The following is a 19,771-nucleotide window of genomic DNA, read 5'->3' on the forward strand; positions in this document are numbered from 1 at the left end:
GTCAAAATTCTCACAATGCGTATTTAAGCGCCAATGATAAACAACTTGGGTAACACTATGTTCGATAATAAAACGATTCTAATTACCGGTGGTACCGGATCATTCGGTAAGAAATACGTAAAAACCTTGCTTGAACGATACAAGCCTAAAAAGATTATTATTTTTTCACGTGATGAGCTAAAACAGTTTGAGATGCAGCAAGAGTTTGATCAACCCTGTATGCGTTACTTCATCGGTGATGTACGCGATAAAGACAGATTACGCAGAGCAATGCGTGGAGTAAATTACGTTATTCATGCAGCAGCTCTTAAGCAAGTTCCCGCAGCTGAATACAATCCTATGGAATGCATTAAAACCAATATAAACGGTGCGGAGAACGTGATTGATGCTGCCCTTGATAATAATGTTGAGAAAATTATCGCACTCTCAACTGACAAAGCGGCTAATCCAATAAACTTATATGGCGCTACTAAATTGGCATCGGATAAGCTTTTTGTCGCGGCTAACAATATTGCGGGAGGCCATAAAACCACTTTTTCCGTTGTACGTTATGGCAATGTAGTGTGTTCTCGTGGTTCAGTTGTTCCTATTTTTCAAAGGTTCATTGAGCAAGGTCGCGACCATATTCCGATTACCCATGACGAAATGACCCGCTTTTGGATAAGCCTGCAGCAAGGTGTAGATTTTGTATTAACCAACTTTGAAAGAATGCTGGGTGGTGAAATTTTCGTGCCAAAAATACCCTCAATCCGTATTACGGATTTAGCCAAAGCTATGGCGCCCGATTTACCTACTAAAATAATCGGTATTCGTCCAGGTGAAAAGCTTCATGAAGTAATGTGCCCTGCAGATCTATGTTTTGAAACCTATGAATATAAGGATCATTTTGTTATTGCTCCTGGAATCAAGTTTAGCAGCCGCAGCAATGACTTTACCGTGAATGCAATTGGCGAAAAAGGTAAAAAAGTAAAACAAGGCTTTGAATATAACTCTTTAAGCAACCCACACTATATGACTCTTGAAGAAATAAAAAACTTTAATGTGCAAGCACTACTATGACAAATAAAGTAATTCCTTACGGCAAACAAAGTATTTCACAAGACGATATAGATGCCGTTGTTAATGTATTAAAGTCTGACTGGCTTACACAAGGCCCTAAAGTACCCGCTTTTGAGCAAGCGATTGCTGATTACTGTGGTGTAAATTTTGCTTGTGCGACTAATAGCGCCACATCTGCTCTACATATCGCTTGCTTAGCATTAGGCGTTGGGGAAAGTGATATTGTTTGGACTTCTCCGATCTCTTTTGTAGCCTCGGCAAACTGCGCATTATATTGTGGTGCCAAAGTCGACTTTGTTGATATAGATCTAGATACAGGGAATATGTCACCTAGCGCATTAGAACAAAAATTAATCAGTGCAAAAAAAACAGACTCTCTCCCTAAAGTAGTTATCCCAGTTCATTTGGCAGGCCAATCATGCGATATGCAAGCCATTTATCAGCTCGCTACTAAATATGATTTTAAAATTATCGAAGATGCTTCCCACGCTATTGGTGCTAAATATTTTGATAAACCCGTTGGAAATTGTGAATTTTCTGATATTTGCGTATTCAGCTTTCATCCCGTAAAAATCATCACTTCAGCTGAAGGCGGCATGGCGGTTACAAATAATGAAGAACTAGCAAAACTTTTAAAGCGTTTACGCAGTCATGGCATTACCAGTGATCCTGATGAAATGACAGAGCTCAGTCATGGACCTTGGTATTACCAACAAATTGACCTTGGCTTTAATTATAGAATGACTGAACTACAAGCTGCACTAGGGCTAAGTCAGCTTAAAGAGCTTGATCAATTTGTCGCTGAGCGAAATAAACTAGCTAATATTTATACTAACGAATTTAAAAACTTACCAATTTCACACTTACATCAATCTTCACAAAGCTATTCAAGTTACCATTTGTATATTATTCGATTAACTGGGGATGCCGTTAAAAAGCATAAAGAGCTCATTTGTTCTTTAAGAGAACACAATATTACAAGCCATTTGCACTACATACCTATCCATATACAACCTTACTATCAAGCACTTGGTTTCAAAAAATCTGACTTTCCAAATGCGATTGAATATTATCATTCTGCGCTTACCATTCCACTGCATCCAAAACTAACAAATTTGGAGCAGGATTACATAATAAAAACAATCATAGAGTTTTTATGAAAATTGCTTTAGGAACTGTCCAATTTGGCATAAATTACGGTGTGAGTAATACCTCAGGCCAGACCTCTCAGAATCAAATTCAACAGATAATTGAACTTGCAAAAACGGCATCAATCACAACAATTGATACCGCTTCTGCATATGGAGATGCGGAGGCTAGATTAGGCCAATGTGGTCTTTCGTCTTTTAAAGTTGTGAGTAAAATAAAGCCGATAACATCGCAAAGTAATGTAAATGATTGCGTCACAAACGACTTAGATAAAACGCTTAAAGATCTCCAGCTGCCCGCTATCTATGGTTTGCTGTTACATAACGCACAAGACTTTAATCATTACCCGGAATTAACTGCTATTTTAAAAAACAAAAAAGCGCAGGGGTTGGTAGAAAAAATAGGTTTATCTTTATACTCGCCAACACAAATATCGGATGAAATGCTTTGTTTTGCAGATTTGGTGCAAATACCTGTAAACATATTTGATCAGCGGTTTATCAAAACTGGGGCTTTAGATAGACTAAAGAGCAAAAACATTGAAGTCCATACCCGATCCGCTTTTTTGCAAGGACTACTTCTGATGAGTGAGGGAGACTGGCCTGCATATTTTAACCCGATAAAGCCTCAACTAGAACGATTCCACCAATTAGCAAAAAAACTAAACACCTCCCCTCTCTCGTTAGCACTAAATTACGTAATGAATATTACTCAAATCGATAAAGTCGTTGTCGGTATAAATAATTTGGCCCAGCTCGAAGGCATCTTAATAAATATAGATAACCCAAATTACGATATCGACTTTGAAGAAATCAGCTTACAGGATGAGCACTTTATTAACCCTGCAAACTGGCAAATAAGTTAGAGATCCATATAATTGATAGGCGCTTTTGTCGATTCTCTGACCAACACTAACGTATTATCTGGACCTATATTAAATAAGCAATCTAAAGCACTCAGGTGAGAAATAAATTCACCTTTTTGCTGAATGTAATTTGGATGTTCAAAGTTTTGGTAAAACACATCAATCCCATTACTTACCAGCTCACCACCCGGTGTGTTTGCTTCAATATAATCTTTAGCACCTAGCGGAGATAGATAGGTATCACAATGCATAACCTCACACAAAGACACTAAACGCTCATCTTTAATGCCTGAGACAGTGGGTAACTGTGACGAACTGCAAGTAGGTGTTGTTATATCCATATATTTCATAAGCATTTTAATCAATGCAATATTAAATTTTGCGACAGTATTTAAGTTATCTTTTTCAAATACCTCTGAAAGGCGGGAAAATAGATCAGCGAAATACGCTGTTTTATTGTAGTTTTCGTAAATACTCTTTAAGTGCTTCTTCTTCCAGGAACCTGCATTTATATATGGCGTATTTTCAATAGTCGCACCCATACGCCCATCTGGCATTGTAACGTGGCAACTTAACATGAGTGCCTGGTTTTTTGTTTTAATTCTGTTACGAATATGCCAGTCACTTTTTTCAAGTTTTACATTATCTAAAAAAATAAACTTATCAGCGCTATCTATTAAAGAAAAATAACCAAGCCAAGGTAAATAAGTCGGCTGCATAACACTCAATATCATAAATTAGCCTCTTTACTCAGCTTCATTGTAAACTCATAAGGAAAGCCACCTTTTTTTATTACATAATCATGTTTCAAGTCTATAAAAGGGGTTAAATTTTGCTTACATTCATCAAATAAATTAATCGGGTTAATATAAAATAAAGTTGGATCTTCGTATTCTACATAGCTTGAAAGTGCATTAAAGATCACAGATTTCTTGCAACTTAAAAAACTTTTATCCAAAGTTTGCATTATAAATGTTAGATTATCATCTAGTTTATTATTAAAAACGCCGCTAATGAGTATATAATCGTACTGTTCTGACATTGAGTTTTTAAAAATATCAAAAACCTCAAACTGAGCCTTAGCATCATCTACAAATTTATTTTTAGCTGAATTAATGAACTCAGGGACAAAATCATAACCAAGATAGCCACCAGTGAAACCATGTAATCTAAAATAGGCAAGCATATCACCAAGCCCACAACCTAAATCAATAACATTGCTATCAAGCGGTATTTGTTCTAAAAATATCTTAAATCGCACATTTTGTGCCGCCTTAGAAACATGCTGTACAGCATGATGACAATCACCATGTTGCTGATAAAGTTTTTGATAGTATGCTTTTAAAGCTTGATGGCTATCTGTAGTCATTAATAAACTCAACCATGTCAGTTAATTGCTCTTGCTTAGTAAAAGGCTGAACAAATAAATTAATTATTTGATTACTTATTTTTGTTGCATTCACAAAGTGTCCTTGTGTTTGCAACTCACCTAATGACTTGTAGTGAGTAGTAAAAACAATATTATTCTCTTTTGCTTTGTGCAAAAACATGCCCCGTTGCTCAACAAATAAAGGATAACGCCAATAATTGATATCATCACTATAGGGAAGTTTTTTAAAAGCAAGGTTTGTTACGTTTTGTTCAATAAAAGCAATGTTTTTCTGCCTAGCTTTAGTCAATATATCAAGCTGAGTCATACTGGATGAAATACTTTTAAGCTTTTCTATTGCTGCAAATTGAGCCAATTGGTTATTACTTAAAAATGCCTGCGACTTGGCACTAAACTGTTCATTATTTGTCATCAGCGCGCCGCCATAGTTCGCAGCTATTGGCTTATCATAGCCAAAGCTAACAACTGAAAAGTCGCCAAAACTGCCTATTGGCTTTCCCTGATATTGTCCACCGTAAGCAAGGCAGGCATCTTCTATTAAAAGTAATGCATGGCATTTTGCATAATTCGCTATTTTGTCTATCTCGCAATAATGTCCATAACCATGCACAGCAACTATAGCCTTAACATCTTGGTTCATAACAGCATCAATATGTTCTACTTCCATTGAAAGTGATAGAAGCGAGACGTCTGCAAGCACAACATTAAAACCAGCCATTTGAACTGCAAATAATACTATTGGACAACAACTGGCTGGTATAATAACGTCACTACCAAGCTCAATTCCTGCACTATGCAAAGCGGTTACAATAGCAAAACTACCAGAGCGAGTGAGTGTGACATAATCACGCTCAAAATACGCACTGAGCTGCTGCTCTAATAGGTTTATACCCACAACCTAATGTCCTTTCTATAATCCGATAACGGGAAGACTTCAGGCTGGCTCAATACCTCTATTCTATCAACATGAGGAGCTAAGTCTGCCAGTAATTTTTCAAAATTAAAAAAGCGCCACTGGGAGTAACGGTGAATTAATGGAATTGTTTTTTCATACTCTAAATCACTGTTGCTTTTAATTGCCTTTTCGTAGTGGTCGTCTAGTAGGTCACCAAGTAAAATAACTCCTCCTCGTTTAGTTACTCTTATCATTTCTAAGATAGTTTCAATTGCATACTCATAACTAGGGAAGTAATGAAAGATACTATAACTAAGTACTCTATCGAAACCTGCATCCTTAAAGTTGAGCTGCTTTGCTTGAGATTGATAAAACAAAGCAGATGGAAGTAATTCATTCGCTTTTTCAATCATTGTTTTCGAATAATCAACGCCTGTTAATTGCTCAAAATGTGACGATAATTTAGATAATAACAGGCCGTTTCCACAGCCAACATCGAGTATTGATAGTCCGTTTTCATCATTAACAACAAGTTTATCTAATACATCACAACTTAAAGCCTGCCATGCATTATCGTCAAATGGCCTACCAACCTGTGCCTTAAAGTCAGCACTTGCACTTGCAGTCAGATCCCATTCGGCCTGTTTTGATTCAAATTCATTCATATTATGCCTTTATTATCTCAAGTGCTAAATTGCGTGTTGAGTTAGTATTATAAACTTTTGCGAATGAACTTAGCTGCTCTGGTATTATTTTTAAAAATTTCTGCAGTTCACTAGCTAAGTGCTCTACATTGGCCTGTTCGGCCAACCCTAAATCATACGTTAAATTGTGTTTAGATAACTCTAATGTATCTAAGTGTTGCTCACTTGTTTGTGATATTGCACAGTTTGGTATTAAGCAAAAACCGGCCTCATACTTAGTAAGCCCACCTCCGTTCACTATTATGTCTACACTGCGAAATAGCTGAGCTATATTTTCTGTAAAACCAATCACCTGTAAATCATTATTTTTTACATTAATACGAGGTTCTGTTTTATCTAGTAGAATAAATGTTTTGTCCGTAAAAATAAGGTCAAGAGCAGCAATAACTTTCACGCCCACATTAAATGTATCGCTTCCACCAATGAAAACCAGAATCGTGTTAATAACCTTTTTCGGATCCTGTATAGGTGTTTTTTCTTCTCTAATGGCTTTTAGGTCAGGCGAAAACGAGAAAAAATTAATACCTAAACAATGTTGACGTTGTGTTTGATAAAATAATTCAGCGTTAAAACGGAAGTTAATTATCAGATCAACAAAATCAAAGTCATACTGCTGAAAATCGTCAATAATACATAATTTATGACCTTGCAGATGTAGCTCGAGCAAGTCATTTTTTAAAAAGGAATAGTCATCACAAATGATCGTTGAACATTTAGCTTCTGGCCCCGCAATAGGTAAAAAATCAAATGCGTAGTACTTTATTTTTGAATATGCAAAAGCATCATAGTTACCAAAAAAACGAATGGATTGATAGCCCGATATTAAGGCGATTTCTCTTGCTAGGTTTAAACACCTAGATAAATGTCCTAGGCCAGTTTCTTTGGTAGCATTACAATAAAAAATATAACTACTCACAACGACAGTACGCACTAATATCTTGATATGCTAACTTTAAAACATCATGCAATAACCAACAACGGCCGCTAAATCGACCAGAAACTAAAATATTGCAATACGCACCGGTGAGTGTTTTATAATTCATATGAGTAGCATCATTAAATTCAAAGGTAGGAACAGGGAAAGTATTATTAATTTGTTGCACAAACCCACTGACTAGTTTTGCATCGCTGGCAACTAACTGCATACGCTTTAAATCTTCAACACCTTGCGAGAGTGTATACGCTTGCTCTTTCTTATCACGAAGAACTTCAGCCGACACGCTATGGCTCAAGCCCTTACGTAAATTATCATATAACGTTATTCTAAAAATATCTGAGCTAGGGTCCCAGTTCCATAAATAATGAGAGCGCGAATTTAGTAAAGTTTGGTCAAATGTAGCATGCAGAATATAAGCCGTTCTAAAAGTTGGTTTATAGCTAGCAACTTGCAAACCACCCGCTTTTAAAGCAAATACAGGGGGGGCGCTCCAAAATACCAAATCACACTCGATTCGGCTTCCATCATGGAGCTCTACTGCTTTAATTGTGTGCTCATGTGCAGTTATTTTAGTTATTTGTGTCTTATAAATTATCTCGACACCGACATTTATTGCTTTCGTTGTTAAAGCATCAATCCAATTTTGAGCTCCACCGACTTTCGGATAATAATAGGTGGGCGTCTCAACACCAGCCGCCTCTAACTGCTGCTCGTATTCCGCACTCGTATGAAAACCCAATTTTTTATCAATCTCTAGATGTTGTTTTAAAACACGAGTTAAGCTTTCATCAAACGCCTTTATTCTATTCGCACCAAAGTAGTTGATACTCGTATCTCTTGAGAGTCTGTCTTTATCTATATCTTTACCGTATAATTTTTCAAGTACAGGCTTTGCTAGGTGCTTATAAAAGGTAGGTCCTAAGGTTTGTTTAAGGTAATCCTCTATATTCATTTCTGAACAATCATTTGATAAAGATAAAAACTCGCCGATCCCTTTGTGATATTGAGCTTCTTCGAGTTTGCGTGCATCAATAGTTTGTGTTTCTAGGTCCCAAGAGTCTACAAAAAAATTTCCAGTTTCAAGTTTTTTAAAACGATGCCAATTATCATTAATATCAGGTATATCAAAGAGTATATTATCAACTTCAGCAATACCTGTAGTGACAGGTATATGAGTTCCTTGATCATAATAATTGCCCTGCTCGTCACAAACAGACCCTAATAAACCACCTACAGATTCACTTTGCTCGACCAAAACAACACGATCAAAATGCTCGCTCAACAAAATACTCGCTGTTAAGCCGCACACCCCACCTCCTACAATAATGCATGTCTTCATAGTTTTGTCTCAGTGATTATCGAATACGTCAAAGCTGACACGATCACCAAGTTCAACATCAATATTTAGTGTTTCGCCTAAAACCTGATCGTAGTGCTTTGTGTGAAGGCCAAAGCCTGGTCTTACTGATTTTATGTCATCTGTTGTTAGAATGTGGCCTTTACTTAGCGTGCGAGTAAAATATAAAGAGCGCCTTGCTAAAATATTTTTTTGAGCAGACTGCGTTATAGCATAGTTAACTGAACCAATAGCTTTTTCAGCATCTCTAATCGAGCAAACAAGTTGACTAAACTGCAGCTTATCTAAAGAGAAGAACGCATCAACAGAGTCATCTTTTTTGTCGAGGATAAAATGCTTTTCAATGATCTTTGCACCTAAAGAAACACTTACAACTGGGGCAACAATTCCTTGGGTATGATCTGACAGGCCTGCTAAGCAGTTAAATCGTTTAGCGATATCCGCTATCGTTGCTAAATTACATTCCTCAAATGGAGTCGGGTACGCTGTTGTACATTTCAAAATAGCTAGTTCATTACACCCGTTATCTCTAAGAGTAGAAACGGCCAACTCAATATCATCTAAATCAGCAATGCCAGTTGATAAAATGATTGGCTTTCCCGTTTTTGCAACGTACTTTAAAAGAGGAATATCAGTAATTTCCGGTGAAGCTATTTTGTAAAGAGGTACCTCTAATGACTCTAGTAAGTCGACAGCACTAGCATCAAAAGGTGATGAAAATATATCAATTTCACACTTTTTTGCTTCTTCAAATAATTCTTTATGCCACTCCCATGGCGTATAAGCCTTTTGATACAGTGAATGCAAAGAAACATGCGCTTGCCATGGGTTATCACAGGGCAGACAAAAATCAGGTTTATCGCTTGCTAAGGTAATTGTATCTGCCGTGTATGTTTGCAACTTAACCGCATCTGCGCCCGCAATTTTGGCCTCTCGGATTATTTGCTTAGCTTTTTCTAAACAACCACCATGGTTGGCAGACATCTCTGCAATAATGTAACAAGGGCTTTGTTGATCAATTTGCTTACCATTTATATTCATTTTATTCGCTTACGATTTGTTGCTCATTATGAAGTGAAATTGCAAGCCCTTCATTTCTTATAATTCGGCTATTAATTTTTTTTACTTCAGGGTGTGAATCTAAAAACAACTTAATTTCAGCATAAGTTAGCCTAGTAGAATCTTTTTCAGCTAATGAAATAGCTTTTACAACTTGCCAATCTTCTGGTGTATCAAGTGTAAACCTATAGTGGCTGTCATCTGAGTTGCTTTGCATTTCAACTACATTGTATTTCCCGTGATTATTTTCGTAAAAATGCAAAGTAACATGCTCTAACTCAGACGGTCTCAGTGAAAGGCTATCTAATGGAGTTAATATGGCCGTTTTAAATACTTCGCAATCAACACCTTCTGCGTAATGTTCGCTCAAATAAGCATAATCAGCATTTTTTGATAGTAGCTCTAGATAAAGCTGCTCGCAAATACTTGGCTCTACGAATGGGCTATCTCCAGTTAAACGCATTATATAATCACAAGGGAATAACTCAGCTGCGAGCTGAAAACGCTTTAGTACATTTTCCTCTGGTCCTCTATAAACCAATATACCTTCGCGTTGGGCGATTGCACATAGCTCATCATTTTCACTGTTTGTAGAGGTAAGTAAAACAATTTTATGAAAACACTTAGCCTGCCTGAGTCGTTGCACCAAATGAGTAATTACTGGCTTTCCGTTAAGATTCTTTAGTACTTTTCCTGGCAGCCTAGAGGATCCCATTCGAGCTTGAATAAATGCATTGACCCGCTTCATCAATTTAGCCTTTGAAAGCCACTATGACAAACAGGCCCATCAATTAGCATAGCAATTTTTTTATTTGCATTAAGTGCTTCTTGAAGTAATTTAAATACATCAGATAAAGCACTAATGTATTTATCACAAAGTTCAGGAGTGTGAGCTATTGAAAGGTAGATAACATTACTTGCTAAAAAGCCTCGTTTTAACATTTCTTGTGTAAATAATGTTTTAAGTGCCAGAGCCTGATCTGTTGGGAAAATAAAAATAGGAACACTGTCGATGCCAATTATCTTTAAATCAAACCCTGTAGAACTAGCAACCGCTTTAATTTGTTCCTTAAGTTGCTTGCCTATTATATTTAACCTCGAAGGCACATTATCTCGTTGAAAAATTTCTAGCGTTTTCAGCGCAGCTACAAACCCAACTCTTTCAGTCCAATATGAGCTACTAATAAAAGACTGTTGCGCTGCATCCATTACTTCCTTGCGGCCGATGATAGCACCAATAGGATGGCCATTACCTAACGCTTTACCAAGCACACATATATCAGGTTCAACTTCAATTAGCAGATGGGATGCCCCTGCATTAAGACGGAAACCTGACGATATTTCGTCGAAAATAACAACAATGTCATTTGCCTTGGCTATTGCCTTTACTTCTTTTAAAAACGCGACATCAGGTAAACTATGACGAAAAACTTCCATCATTACTACACCAAGCCTATCGCCATATTTTTCTACAATTTGTTTAAAACCATCGATGTCACCTTCTTTAAAAGGTATCGCTGTATTATGAAGCTGCTTAGGAACACCAGCTGGTTTTAATCCAGGTAATAGTTGTTCATCTAAATTTTCACTATCACTGAGGTTAGTCGCCAAATACCAATCATGCCAGCCATGATATCCACAAAATGCGACAATTTCTTTTTTACTAAATGCACGCGCTATTCGAATAGCAAGAGCGCAAGACTCGCCACCAGTGCGAGTGAAACGCACAGCATCTGACCAAGGGTGAATAGCTATTAATTGTTGTGCAAGCTCAACTTCTTCATAACAGTTTAGACTACTCATCGAACCATTTTGAATAGCTGAAATTACTGCTTCATTCACTTCATCATTAGCATAACCCAGAGAGCTAGTACCTATTCCCATTATTGAAAAATCATAATAATGGTTATCGTCTAAGTCCCAGACCTCACAACCTTTTGACTTTTTATAGTAAGCAGGCCATTGCTCCGGTAGAAACATTTCAGCTCTTTTTGAAAGTAATTGATTTCCACCTGGGATTATTTCTTTTGCTTGTTGCCAAAGCTTGGCACCTGAATTATTTTTTAAGGCCATGAGCTACCCTCTAGCAGATTGCGATTAAAATTAGTACGTTACAGAGGAATATTATAGAGTGAATTGATTCCTATATATAGGTTATCGGCAAGAATTAAGAAAGTTAAAGTACTACTTAGTACCTTAATTATTTAGATTAGTGACCAATGCATAAATATTCCCTGACCTTTTGCTTTAAACGTTTTAAAGCCAAGCTTTTCATAACTTTTAATTGCCGAGTGATTACGCGTATCAACACCTAAAATGATGACTTTAGTTGAGTGATTGTTTTTTAAATAGCTTGCTGAGGCGGTTATAACTTCCGAGGCGACTCCTTTGCCACGCCATTGTGGTTCACCTATCAATATCCCCATAGTCGCTTCGCCAGTTACATATGATATAGGTTCATACTTTATATTCCCGATATGTTCATTTCCATGAAAAATACCTAGCAACAAACATGCTGTAGAAGCGTTTTTACTTTCAATATAATTAGCAAGCTCATCAATTGAGGTAGATGAGTAAGCAATATATTGTTTACTCATCTTGTCATTAAACCAACTGAGGTAACGTATTGTAGCATCAGCTTTTGTCAGTGTCCGCAAATTGAAGCGTGCTGTTTTTAGCAGTGTCATTTAGTTTACTGACGGCTTTGAGTAGTCAAAACTATAATCACTTAATACATTCCAACGAGTTCGATATTGCTCAGGTGCTTCGAGAATAAACTCTTTCCACATGTCTTTTGCCTGCATATAAAAAGGGATTATTTCGGTTTCATCTCCAAAACTATAAAGTAATGAAATCAAAACAGAGGTCACATATAACGCTTCCCCTTCAAGTAACAAATACAAATGGGTATACCTAGGGTGGCTCTTGAAAGAAAATAAGTAACGTAAACTTTTAAGTAGTTGCTCAAGTGCGTCAGAGCGGTTTGTAATATTAGTATTGAGGATTTCTGCAATCGTATTACAAATTTGGCTAAACTCATCAAAATCTAAATAGTCTTCTAGCTTTGTATTTTTACCCAGCTCTTCAAATGACTCGTTTTTGATATAGTTAATAACATCACTTTTTGAAAGGCTATGTTCGCCCAATAAAATATCCTCAGAGTGAAGTGGCAAACTACCTCTAACCGCAGTGCCATCACTGCAGTTAAAGCACATTAAGCCAGTATCTGCTTTCGACTCTAAGAAACGCTCCATCTGTACTTTACCTGTGTGCATAAAGTGATCGGTAATAACCTGTCCTCCAAAATTTCCCTGCACGATCAACTCGCCACCCATTTTTAAAGGAGCATGGATTGTTTTCCCCTCCCCTGAGTAGTAATAACTTCCTTTTGAGTGATGGTGATTAGGGTCTTTATAGCCATTATCAGCACCAAATAAATATATGTTTTTAAATTCCATACTGCCAAAAAAGCTAAGGGCTGTATTACCAACTAAAGGGTTACTATAACCAATTGTAGATGTAATCTTCCACTTTTTCAAAAACTCAGTAATGTGGAATAAAGATGTTCCAGCTTCATTTCCTTTTAAAGCAACTCCACACCAACCAAATAAATCCAGCACCCCTGGATACATAACATTTAATACGAGTAGATTAATATTCTTTCGAATATCGGCTGGAACAAAAGCTGTCAAAAAGTCTTCTGTTGCTTTAGTTCTTTCAAGGGCGACATGAAAATCAGGAATAATATTATGCTTTAATAATGCTGTTGTTGCAGAGTTACATCCGACAATGATAGCTTTGTTTTGTAAGCTTTTAATCACTTCAATGTCTTTATCTAACGACGGTCCGTTTGCGACGATAAAAATAGGAAAGTCACTTACGGATTTATCTGGATCATTGTTAGGGTTAAGTATATTAAAGTTTTTATGAGTATTTTCAACTGTATGTGCGATACTCAGTAAAGCGTCATCAAAAAAGCCCCACCCCATAAAGAACTGATGAAAGTTACCTTTAAACTCAGATATTAACTTGTTTACAGCCTGAGATGGGTAGTGCTGGAAAAACAAAGCTGAGGCAACACTAAATGCGCCAATGTCATTGGCTCGATTATAAAGTGCTTCATACATTTCAGACTCAGGAACGCCAATAGAAAAATATAAAAAACTTCCAGCTTCATCTATTTTTTTAAAGAATTTACCCCAGTCAAATGTAAAAAGGCTTGCAAAAAAGTAATCTTCATTAGGCTCAAAAATACTTATATAAGAAGCGTTAAACGTATCAAAAAAATTTTCTAAATAATAACCAAGGCCGACACCAAAAATAATAGCGCTAGGAATAGACTTATCTACTTTAGTATTACTTTCTAGCGCTCTAGCTGCGTCATTATACACACCACCAATACTTTTCATTAAATCTATATGGACAAAGTTTGTCTCGTTTGAAATAAGCTCGAGCTTGCTATGATCAACCCGACCTATAATTGGGTTATTAAGCATCTTTTCAAGTTGTCTTCTAGATTGCTGGACTGGATCATTACTATATATTGGCACTCCTGTGTCATAATCTACAAGATTTGCAGTGCCATTTTCATTAAGAAATAAGTTAAAATTTGAACTGGGTCGATGATTTGAAAACTTATTTGCAATTTCAGGAAAAAAATTACTAAATGCTACAATGTTGCTTTCAAATAAAGTATTGGCTTGCTCAGCAAAACTAATTTCTTGTAGTTCTTTCTCAGAAATTGATTGAAGCTTTTTTCCTATTTCATCCAAAGAACTTTCATTGTCAGTATTATTTAGAGGCATTTTGATACTTCTTCAAATTAATTTTATTTTTATTAAACTTTGCTATTTCTTTCTGCAAAGTGAGTCTACTCGTTTCAACATTACTAATTAGAGTTTGATGTTTGTGCAGCAACTCACTAAATCTGCTAACCTCACTCGAAGCGTAATTATCACTAAGCTCTTGGGCAAATTTCAACTTAAACTCACTATCAATAGATAGTGCTGACTCGAAGTCTTCATCATTAATGGCTTTCTTTAATGAGACCAAAAGAGCTTCAAAACTATCATCCAACACGAGCATCTGTGCCATTTTCATTTAACGTTTTTTCTCTTACGTCATGTGGAATTGTATCCCACGCTGATTTTATTTCTTTTAATAAGTTTGATACTTCGTCAACAATTGCAGGATCATTTTTTATTGTTGCATCAACTAAGCGATCTATCATATAAGAATAAAGTGCATATAAATTATCAGTCACTTCACCACCAACTTTAAAATCTAAACAGCTTCTTAAGGCTTCAATAATAGCAGTCGCTTTAGATAAATGTTCAGCCTTCGCTTCCATGTGTTTTCTCTCAATAGCAACTTTAGACATCACCATTTTTTCAATCGCACCCGCCATTAACATTTGAATTATTTCATAGCGATCAGCACCGGCAACACGGGTCTTGAGTGCTTCTTTCTGATAATTTTTTACTTTGGCGTTATACATATTAAAACCCTTTTAAATCAAAATTCATTTATGATTTGTTTCTTGTAAATCCAGGTAAGCTCGCAAGCTGCGCTCCTAAGTACTGTTGTGTTGATTGCATTTGCGCCAGTAACACATCTAAACCCGCATATTGCTTTCTAAGCCTACTTTCTAATTCGGTCATTCTAAATTCATGCTTTAGCACATCATCTTCTAAATCAGTGACCTGTGTATTTAAATTATCTTCTCTTTGCTTTAAAATGCCTTTTGAACTTACGTAATTATCTAAAAAAGATTCGAACTGTTTAGCAACACCATTTTCACCAGCAAAAGCCTTGCCGATATCATCAAAATTTTCATCCATTGCTGTATTTAAACTGCGGACTAAAGTTGATTTTTCTAGATAACCTTTCTTATCAACACCCAAGCCAATATCGAAAATACTTGTGAAAGGCCCTGCATCCGTTAAATTTGTAGAAAGCATATTGACCATTTGCGAGCTCAAAGTACGAATGGTTGCATCGCTATTTAAAGGTTTACCGACTCTCGATTGCAGACCTAACTGCCCTATAGCATTGTTATAATTAGCAATAAATTCATCAATTAATGTTGTAACGCTCTCACGGTCATAGCTAACAGCCAACTTTGCCGTCTCTCCATCAACGCTTTGTCGTTTAGCGGTGATCGTCATATCTTGTACAGCATCTTTAAACGTATTGGTGTCATTGGTAATCTCAATACCATCAACTTTAATTACTGCGCTTTTTGCTTTGTTATCATCAGATATACCAATACCACCGCTATCAGGAGGTCCACCATTAGCATCAGTAGATACATTATCAAGCTCAGCATTATCATTGGTGATTACCAAGTCATTACCAGAGCCACTCACGCTCGAAGTAAGAACCAACTTTGACTCTGTACCAGTATTTATTATATTTGCTGTTACACCAAAATTATCATCCGAGTCATTAATTGCGTTACGTAAATCAGCTAATGTCGCACCTGCATCGAGAGTTAGATCAAAGCTTTTGTCTCCAGCAGCAAATGACAAGGTGCCTCCAGAAGCAGTAACCACATCATCCGTTGACGTAAAACCCGTCTTTGATGTCGCGCGACTGCCTTGAGCAACTTCTAATACTTCGATTTTAAAGTTGCCAGGAGTGATATCTTTTGTTGGGGTAACTGAGACGAGATCACCGTCATCACTTGTTGGTTGAGTGATATTAGCAATACGTTTATTAAAATTATCAGGATCTGCTAGCTTTTTTATTGTGTCTTGTAGCTTTGATAACGCAGACTTGATCTCTCCGATTGAAGATATTTCAACCTCTAGTGACTTGTCTTTTTTTGCAAAAGCATTCATTTTTGGAACATTTTCGGCATCAACAGTTGCTTGAATAATACTTTCAAGGTCCAACCCAGATCCAATACCTGCGGATGTTATAAGTGGCATACCTCTCTCCTACTATCTGTTCCAAAAAATACTATACTGTTTGATTAAATAACAAACCTTTATTGGTAAGTTTATCGGCAAATTCATCCAAAGCTTTAGCAACTTCTCTAAACTCTTCTGTTGGAATTTCACGAATAACTTCTTCGCTTGTTTTATCAAACACTTTGATAATTGGCGGATCCCCTTGCTCATCAAATTCAAATTTTAAATTTGTAGCCGTCACAGGAATATATTTATTTAATTTCTCTAAATTTTCTTTCACTTCATCAATCAGTGCTTTTCTTTCACTTTCAGAATCAAGTTGCTGACTATTATCAACAAGTGCGGGCTCTCTGCCAGCAATTTTTGTACCAGCATTTTCAACAGTTGCTTTTTTACTTGCTTCGTTTAACTCATTTTTATTTGTAAAAGATGAATTAGCGGTGAAGTTTTCACTCGATTTAATTATTCCACCTAAGTCAGCCATAATAGCTCTCCTTCAAAATACAAACAAAGTATAAGTCATTATCGAGACAATATCTCAATAATGACCTAATTAACCGTCTAGCCTAGTAACGATAATGCTACTTGTGGACGCTGGTTTGCTTGACTTAAGATAGATTGACTTGCCTGCTGCAAGATTTGCATTTTAGTTAAATTAGCTGTCTCAGATGCAAAGTCAGTATCTTGAATACGTGAACGAGCTGCTGACAGGTTTTCAGAAATATTTGATTGGTTACGAATTGTTGACTGAAAACGGTTTTGCACTGCACCTAGCTCTGCTCGTTTTTTATCTACTACTGCAATAAGTGAATCCATACCTGCTAATACATATTGAGCATTAGTTTGAGTTGATACACTAATTGAGGTAGCTCTAAACTTGGTATCAAAATCTGAAGTTGCGCCAATTGCTGAACCCGCTATATCAGAAACACCAGCTGCAAGGGTTGTAAGACCTTTACCTGTCACATTACTTGCTATTCCTGCAATTCCTGACAGTGTAAAACCAGCATTAGCTGACATAGAACCTGTTGCTGAACCACCCACATTCTGCATACTAAAACCAATAGTCTGTACTGCATCCGCCCCTACTTGGAATTTAGCATCATAGCTACCATCTAATAAGTTTTGGCCACCAAAGGTAGTATCTTCTGCTACGCGATTAACTTCTGACATTAATGAACGAATTTCTTCTTGAACAGCAAGGCGGTCCTCATCAGTATTTGAACCATTAGAAGCTTGTTGAGCCAATGTTCTTACACGCTGGAACATTGATGTTACTTCGTCCAGAGCGCCCTCAGCCGTTTGAGCAAGTGAAATGCCATCATTAGCATTACGATTACCTTGATTCAAACCATTAACTTGACCAGTTAAGCGATTCGAAATCTGCATACCAGCACTGTCATCTTTTGCACTATTAATGCGTAAGCCTGACGATAGACGTTGAAAGGATGTATCAAGCTGATTACCAGATTTCATTAACTGGCGCTGTGCGTTCAGTGAACTCACATTAGTATTTACATAGATAGCCATATTAGCCTCCGCTTTATCATTTTATAACTCAATAACGAGATACCCCTACCCAGTTATTAAGTCGACATAGAGTCCTAGATCTGTAGTTCTCTAAATCAGTTATCGTCTGATAAAGCGAAAGCTTTAGCTTTATTTGTAAAATAATTTAACTTTTATTTAATTTTAACCTTGTAATAAGCTTAAAGCAGCTTGAGGTCTTTGATTTGCTTGACCTAAAATAGTTTGACTAGCTTGTTGTAAAATTTGGTTTTTAGTTAAGTTTGCAGTTTCCATTGCAAAGTCAGCATCTTTGATTCGTGATTTAGCAGCTGAAAGATTTTCCGAAATATTCGCTTGATTTCGAATCGTTGATTGAAAACGATTTTGCACTGCACCGAGCTCAGCACGCTTTTTATCTACAACAGCAATCATTGCATCCATACCGGCAAATATTTGCTGTGCATTTGCTTGAGTAGATACACTAATTTCACCAGCTGCCATACTAGTAAAACTTGCACTAGCAGCTGTTACACTAGCACTACCGATATTACTAATACCAGCAGCAAGCGTTGACATACTTTTACCAGCCACAGCGGAAGCAATACTCGCAATACCAGACATTGTAAATCCACCATCCGCAGACAGTGAATTAACGGTGCCACCTACATCTTGCATGCTAAATCCTATAGTCTGCACAGCATCTGCACCAATTTGAAAACTTGCAGAGTACGTACCATCTAGTAAATTTTGCCCACCAAATGTTGTATCAGCAGCAATACGATTAACCTCGTCAGCTAGCTGACGAATTTCTTCTTGGATAGCCAAGCGGTCTTCATCAGTATTTGAACCATTTGCAGCTTGTTGTGCAAGTGTACGAATACGTTGGAATGTTGAAGTAATTTCATCCATTGCGCCTTCAGCCGTTTGTGCCAGCGAGATACCATCATTGGCGTTACGATTACCTTGGTTTAAACCTAAGATTTGTGACTGTAAGCGATCAGAAATTTGCAACCCAGCAGCATCATCTGCAGCGCTGTTAATACGTAAACCTGAAGATAGACGTTTGAATGAAGTATCAAGGTCGCCCCCAGTTCTTTCAAGTTGTCTTTGTGCATTTAATGCACTCACATTTGTATTTACATATAAAGCCATAATAAACTCTCTTCTTATCTGTCAAAGTTTAATCACCTTTTAATAAGGTGATATTTGACAAAGTGACTCATTACAACGGCAAACTTTAATTGCCTGGGGCAAAAAACTGCCACTTTGCAGGTTATTTAAAAAACTTAATAAGATTAGAGCAAACTTTAGGCCAACTTTTTTATAGTTGCACAAAGAATAGTATATTGAGGATACACAATGAAAAAGGCTCCTAAAGAAGCCTTTGAAAGATAAGTTTGAGAGCGGGTTAATAAAACACAAACTATGGCATAATTTATGCTTTATAATTTATGTTCTACAAATGTTAGAACATGACAGATGGATTTTTAAGCCTCCGCTTTGCAATCCTTCTATAGCGCCTTTGTTAATACCCCATTAGACAAAGGCGCTTTTCTTTACAGTCAATTTTTTGACTCAATTCTTAATATTATCCAAGTAGACTTAATGCAGCCTGTGGACGTTGATTTGCTTGACTAAGAATTGTTTGGCTAGCCTGTTGTAGAATCTGCATTTTTGTTAAGTTTGCAGTTTCTTGTGCAAAGTCAGTATCTTTGATACGTGATTTTGCAGCACTTAGGTTTTCTGAAATATTTGACTGGTTACGAATCGTTGATTGAAAACGATTTTGTACTGCACCCAGCTCCGCACGTTTTTTATCTACAACAGCAATTAATGAATCCATTCCAGCAAGAACATATTGCGCATTACCTTGTGAAGAAACACTAATAGTTGTAGCTCTGAATTGAGTGCTAAAGTCAAAATTACCATCAAC

General features: G+C 36.8%; 21 protein-coding genes. 3 read left to right on the forward strand and 18 right to left on the reverse strand.

Features of this window, described 5'->3' with window-relative positions; all coding sequences use genetic code 11:
* The first annotated feature begins 57 nt into the window (after nt 1-57).
* The 3 genes from pseB to ENH88_RS03305 are packed head-to-tail and all read left to right on the forward strand — an operon-like array spanning nt 58 to nt 3,073.
* Nucleotides 58-1,059 (forward strand): UDP-N-acetylglucosamine 4,6-dehydratase (inverting), encoded by a 1,002-nt coding sequence (gene pseB, locus ENH88_RS03295; protein ID WP_304179392.1) that lies wholly within the window; start codon nt 58-60, stop codon nt 1,057-1,059.
* A complete protein-coding gene (gene pseC / locus ENH88_RS03300) occupies nt 1,056-2,219 on the forward strand; it encodes a UDP-4-amino-4,6-dideoxy-N-acetyl-beta-L-altrosamine transaminase (protein WP_304179395.1) in 1,164 nt (387 codons plus the stop codon). Before pseB ends, pseC begins: the two co-directional genes overlap by 4 nt.
* Nucleotides 2,216-3,073, forward strand: coding sequence for an aldo/keto reductase (locus tag ENH88_RS03305; protein ID WP_304179396.1), 858 nt, complete (start codon nt 2,216-2,218; stop codon nt 3,071-3,073). Before pseC ends, ENH88_RS03305 begins: the two co-directional genes overlap by 4 nt.
* Here the strand turns inward: ENH88_RS03305 and ENH88_RS03310 are convergent.
* The 18 genes from ENH88_RS03310 to ENH88_RS03395 all read right to left on the reverse strand — a co-directional run.
* The gene (locus ENH88_RS03310) at nt 3,070-3,807 is read right to left on the reverse strand and encodes a WbqC family protein (protein WP_304179397.1); all 738 of its coding nucleotides are present in this window, start codon (nt 3,805-3,807) and stop codon (nt 3,070-3,072) included. The genes ENH88_RS03305 and ENH88_RS03310 overlap by 4 nt on opposite strands.
* Entirely contained in the window at nt 3,804-4,442 is a 639-nt protein-coding gene (locus ENH88_RS03315) for a class I SAM-dependent methyltransferase (RefSeq protein ID WP_304179399.1), read from the reverse strand. Before ENH88_RS03315 ends, ENH88_RS03310 begins: the two co-directional genes overlap by 4 nt.
* Nucleotides 4,429-5,358: a DegT/DnrJ/EryC1/StrS family aminotransferase gene (locus ENH88_RS03320; RefSeq protein WP_304179400.1), complete on the reverse strand. Its 930-nt coding sequence runs from the start codon at nt 5,356-5,358 to the stop codon at nt 4,429-4,431. The genes ENH88_RS03315 and ENH88_RS03320 overlap by 14 nt, the downstream gene beginning before the upstream one ends.
* Nucleotides 5,349-6,023 (reverse strand): class I SAM-dependent methyltransferase, encoded by a 675-nt coding sequence (locus ENH88_RS03325; RefSeq protein ID WP_304179402.1) that lies wholly within the window; start codon nt 6,021-6,023, stop codon nt 5,349-5,351. The genes ENH88_RS03320 and ENH88_RS03325 overlap by 10 nt, the downstream gene beginning before the upstream one ends.
* Before the next feature lies 1 nt (nt 6,024).
* Nucleotides 6,025-6,993, reverse strand: coding sequence for a glycosyl transferase (locus ENH88_RS03330; RefSeq protein WP_304179404.1), 969 nt, complete (start codon nt 6,991-6,993; stop codon nt 6,025-6,027).
* A complete protein-coding gene (locus ENH88_RS03335) occupies nt 6,971-8,338 on the reverse strand; it encodes an FAD-dependent oxidoreductase (RefSeq protein ID WP_304179407.1) in 1,368 nt (455 codons plus the stop codon). The genes ENH88_RS03330 and ENH88_RS03335 overlap by 23 nt, the downstream gene beginning before the upstream one ends.
* A gap of 9 nt (nt 8,339-8,347) precedes the next feature.
* On the reverse strand, nt 8,348-9,397 hold the full coding sequence (gene pseI / locus ENH88_RS03340; RefSeq protein WP_304179408.1) for a pseudaminic acid synthase: 1,050 nt from the start codon (nt 9,395-9,397) through the stop codon (nt 8,348-8,350).
* A gap of 1 nt (nt 9,398) precedes the next feature.
* On the reverse strand, nt 9,399-10,163 hold the full coding sequence (locus ENH88_RS03345; protein WP_304179410.1) for a glycosyltransferase family protein: 765 nt from the start codon (nt 10,161-10,163) through the stop codon (nt 9,399-9,401).
* Nucleotides 10,163-11,488 (reverse strand): aminotransferase class III-fold pyridoxal phosphate-dependent enzyme, encoded by a 1,326-nt coding sequence (locus ENH88_RS03350; RefSeq protein WP_304179412.1) that lies wholly within the window; start codon nt 11,486-11,488, stop codon nt 10,163-10,165. Before ENH88_RS03350 ends, ENH88_RS03345 begins: the two co-directional genes overlap by 1 nt.
* 131 nt (nt 11,489-11,619) lie before the next feature.
* The gene (locus ENH88_RS03355) at nt 11,620-12,102 is read right to left on the reverse strand and encodes a GNAT family N-acetyltransferase (RefSeq protein ID WP_304179414.1); all 483 of its coding nucleotides are present in this window, start codon (nt 12,100-12,102) and stop codon (nt 11,620-11,622) included.
* Nucleotides 12,103-14,220, reverse strand: coding sequence for a 6-hydroxymethylpterin diphosphokinase MptE-like protein (locus ENH88_RS03360; RefSeq protein ID WP_304179415.1), 2,118 nt, complete (start codon nt 14,218-14,220; stop codon nt 12,103-12,105).
* Nucleotides 14,207-14,494: a hypothetical protein gene (locus ENH88_RS03365; protein WP_304179416.1), complete on the reverse strand. Its 288-nt coding sequence runs from the start codon at nt 14,492-14,494 to the stop codon at nt 14,207-14,209. The genes ENH88_RS03360 and ENH88_RS03365 overlap by 14 nt, the downstream gene beginning before the upstream one ends.
* Nucleotides 14,484-14,912, reverse strand: coding sequence for a flagellar export chaperone FliS (gene fliS, locus ENH88_RS03370; protein WP_304179418.1), 429 nt, complete (start codon nt 14,910-14,912; stop codon nt 14,484-14,486). The genes ENH88_RS03365 and fliS overlap by 11 nt, the downstream gene beginning before the upstream one ends.
* A 28-nt stretch (nt 14,913-14,940) precedes the next feature.
* The gene (gene fliD, locus ENH88_RS03375; RefSeq protein ID WP_304179420.1) at nt 14,941-16,347 is read right to left on the reverse strand and encodes a flagellar filament capping protein FliD; all 1,407 of its coding nucleotides are present in this window, start codon (nt 16,345-16,347) and stop codon (nt 14,941-14,943) included.
* Between the two features lie 31 nt (nt 16,348-16,378).
* On the reverse strand, nt 16,379-16,813 hold the full coding sequence (locus ENH88_RS03380) for a flagellar protein FlaG (RefSeq protein ID WP_304179422.1): 435 nt from the start codon (nt 16,811-16,813) through the stop codon (nt 16,379-16,381).
* Between the two features lie 77 nt (nt 16,814-16,890).
* Complete coding sequence (locus tag ENH88_RS03385; protein WP_304179423.1) at nt 16,891-17,859, reverse strand: flagellin; 969 nt, start codon at nt 17,857-17,859, stop codon at nt 16,891-16,893.
* Nucleotides 17,860-18,021: 162 nt separating this feature from the next.
* Complete coding sequence (locus tag ENH88_RS03390) at nt 18,022-18,990, reverse strand: flagellin (RefSeq protein ID WP_304179425.1); 969 nt, start codon at nt 18,988-18,990, stop codon at nt 18,022-18,024.
* 436 nt (nt 18,991-19,426) lie between these two features.
* The coding region (locus tag ENH88_RS03395) for a flagellin (protein ID WP_304179427.1) at nt 19,427-19,771 on the reverse strand (345 nt) is incomplete at its 5' end.

This window comes from Pseudoalteromonas prydzensis, assembly GCF_011050055.1.
In the GTDB taxonomy this organism is placed as follows: Bacteria; Pseudomonadota; Gammaproteobacteria; order Enterobacterales; family Alteromonadaceae; genus Pseudoalteromonas; species Pseudoalteromonas prydzensis_A.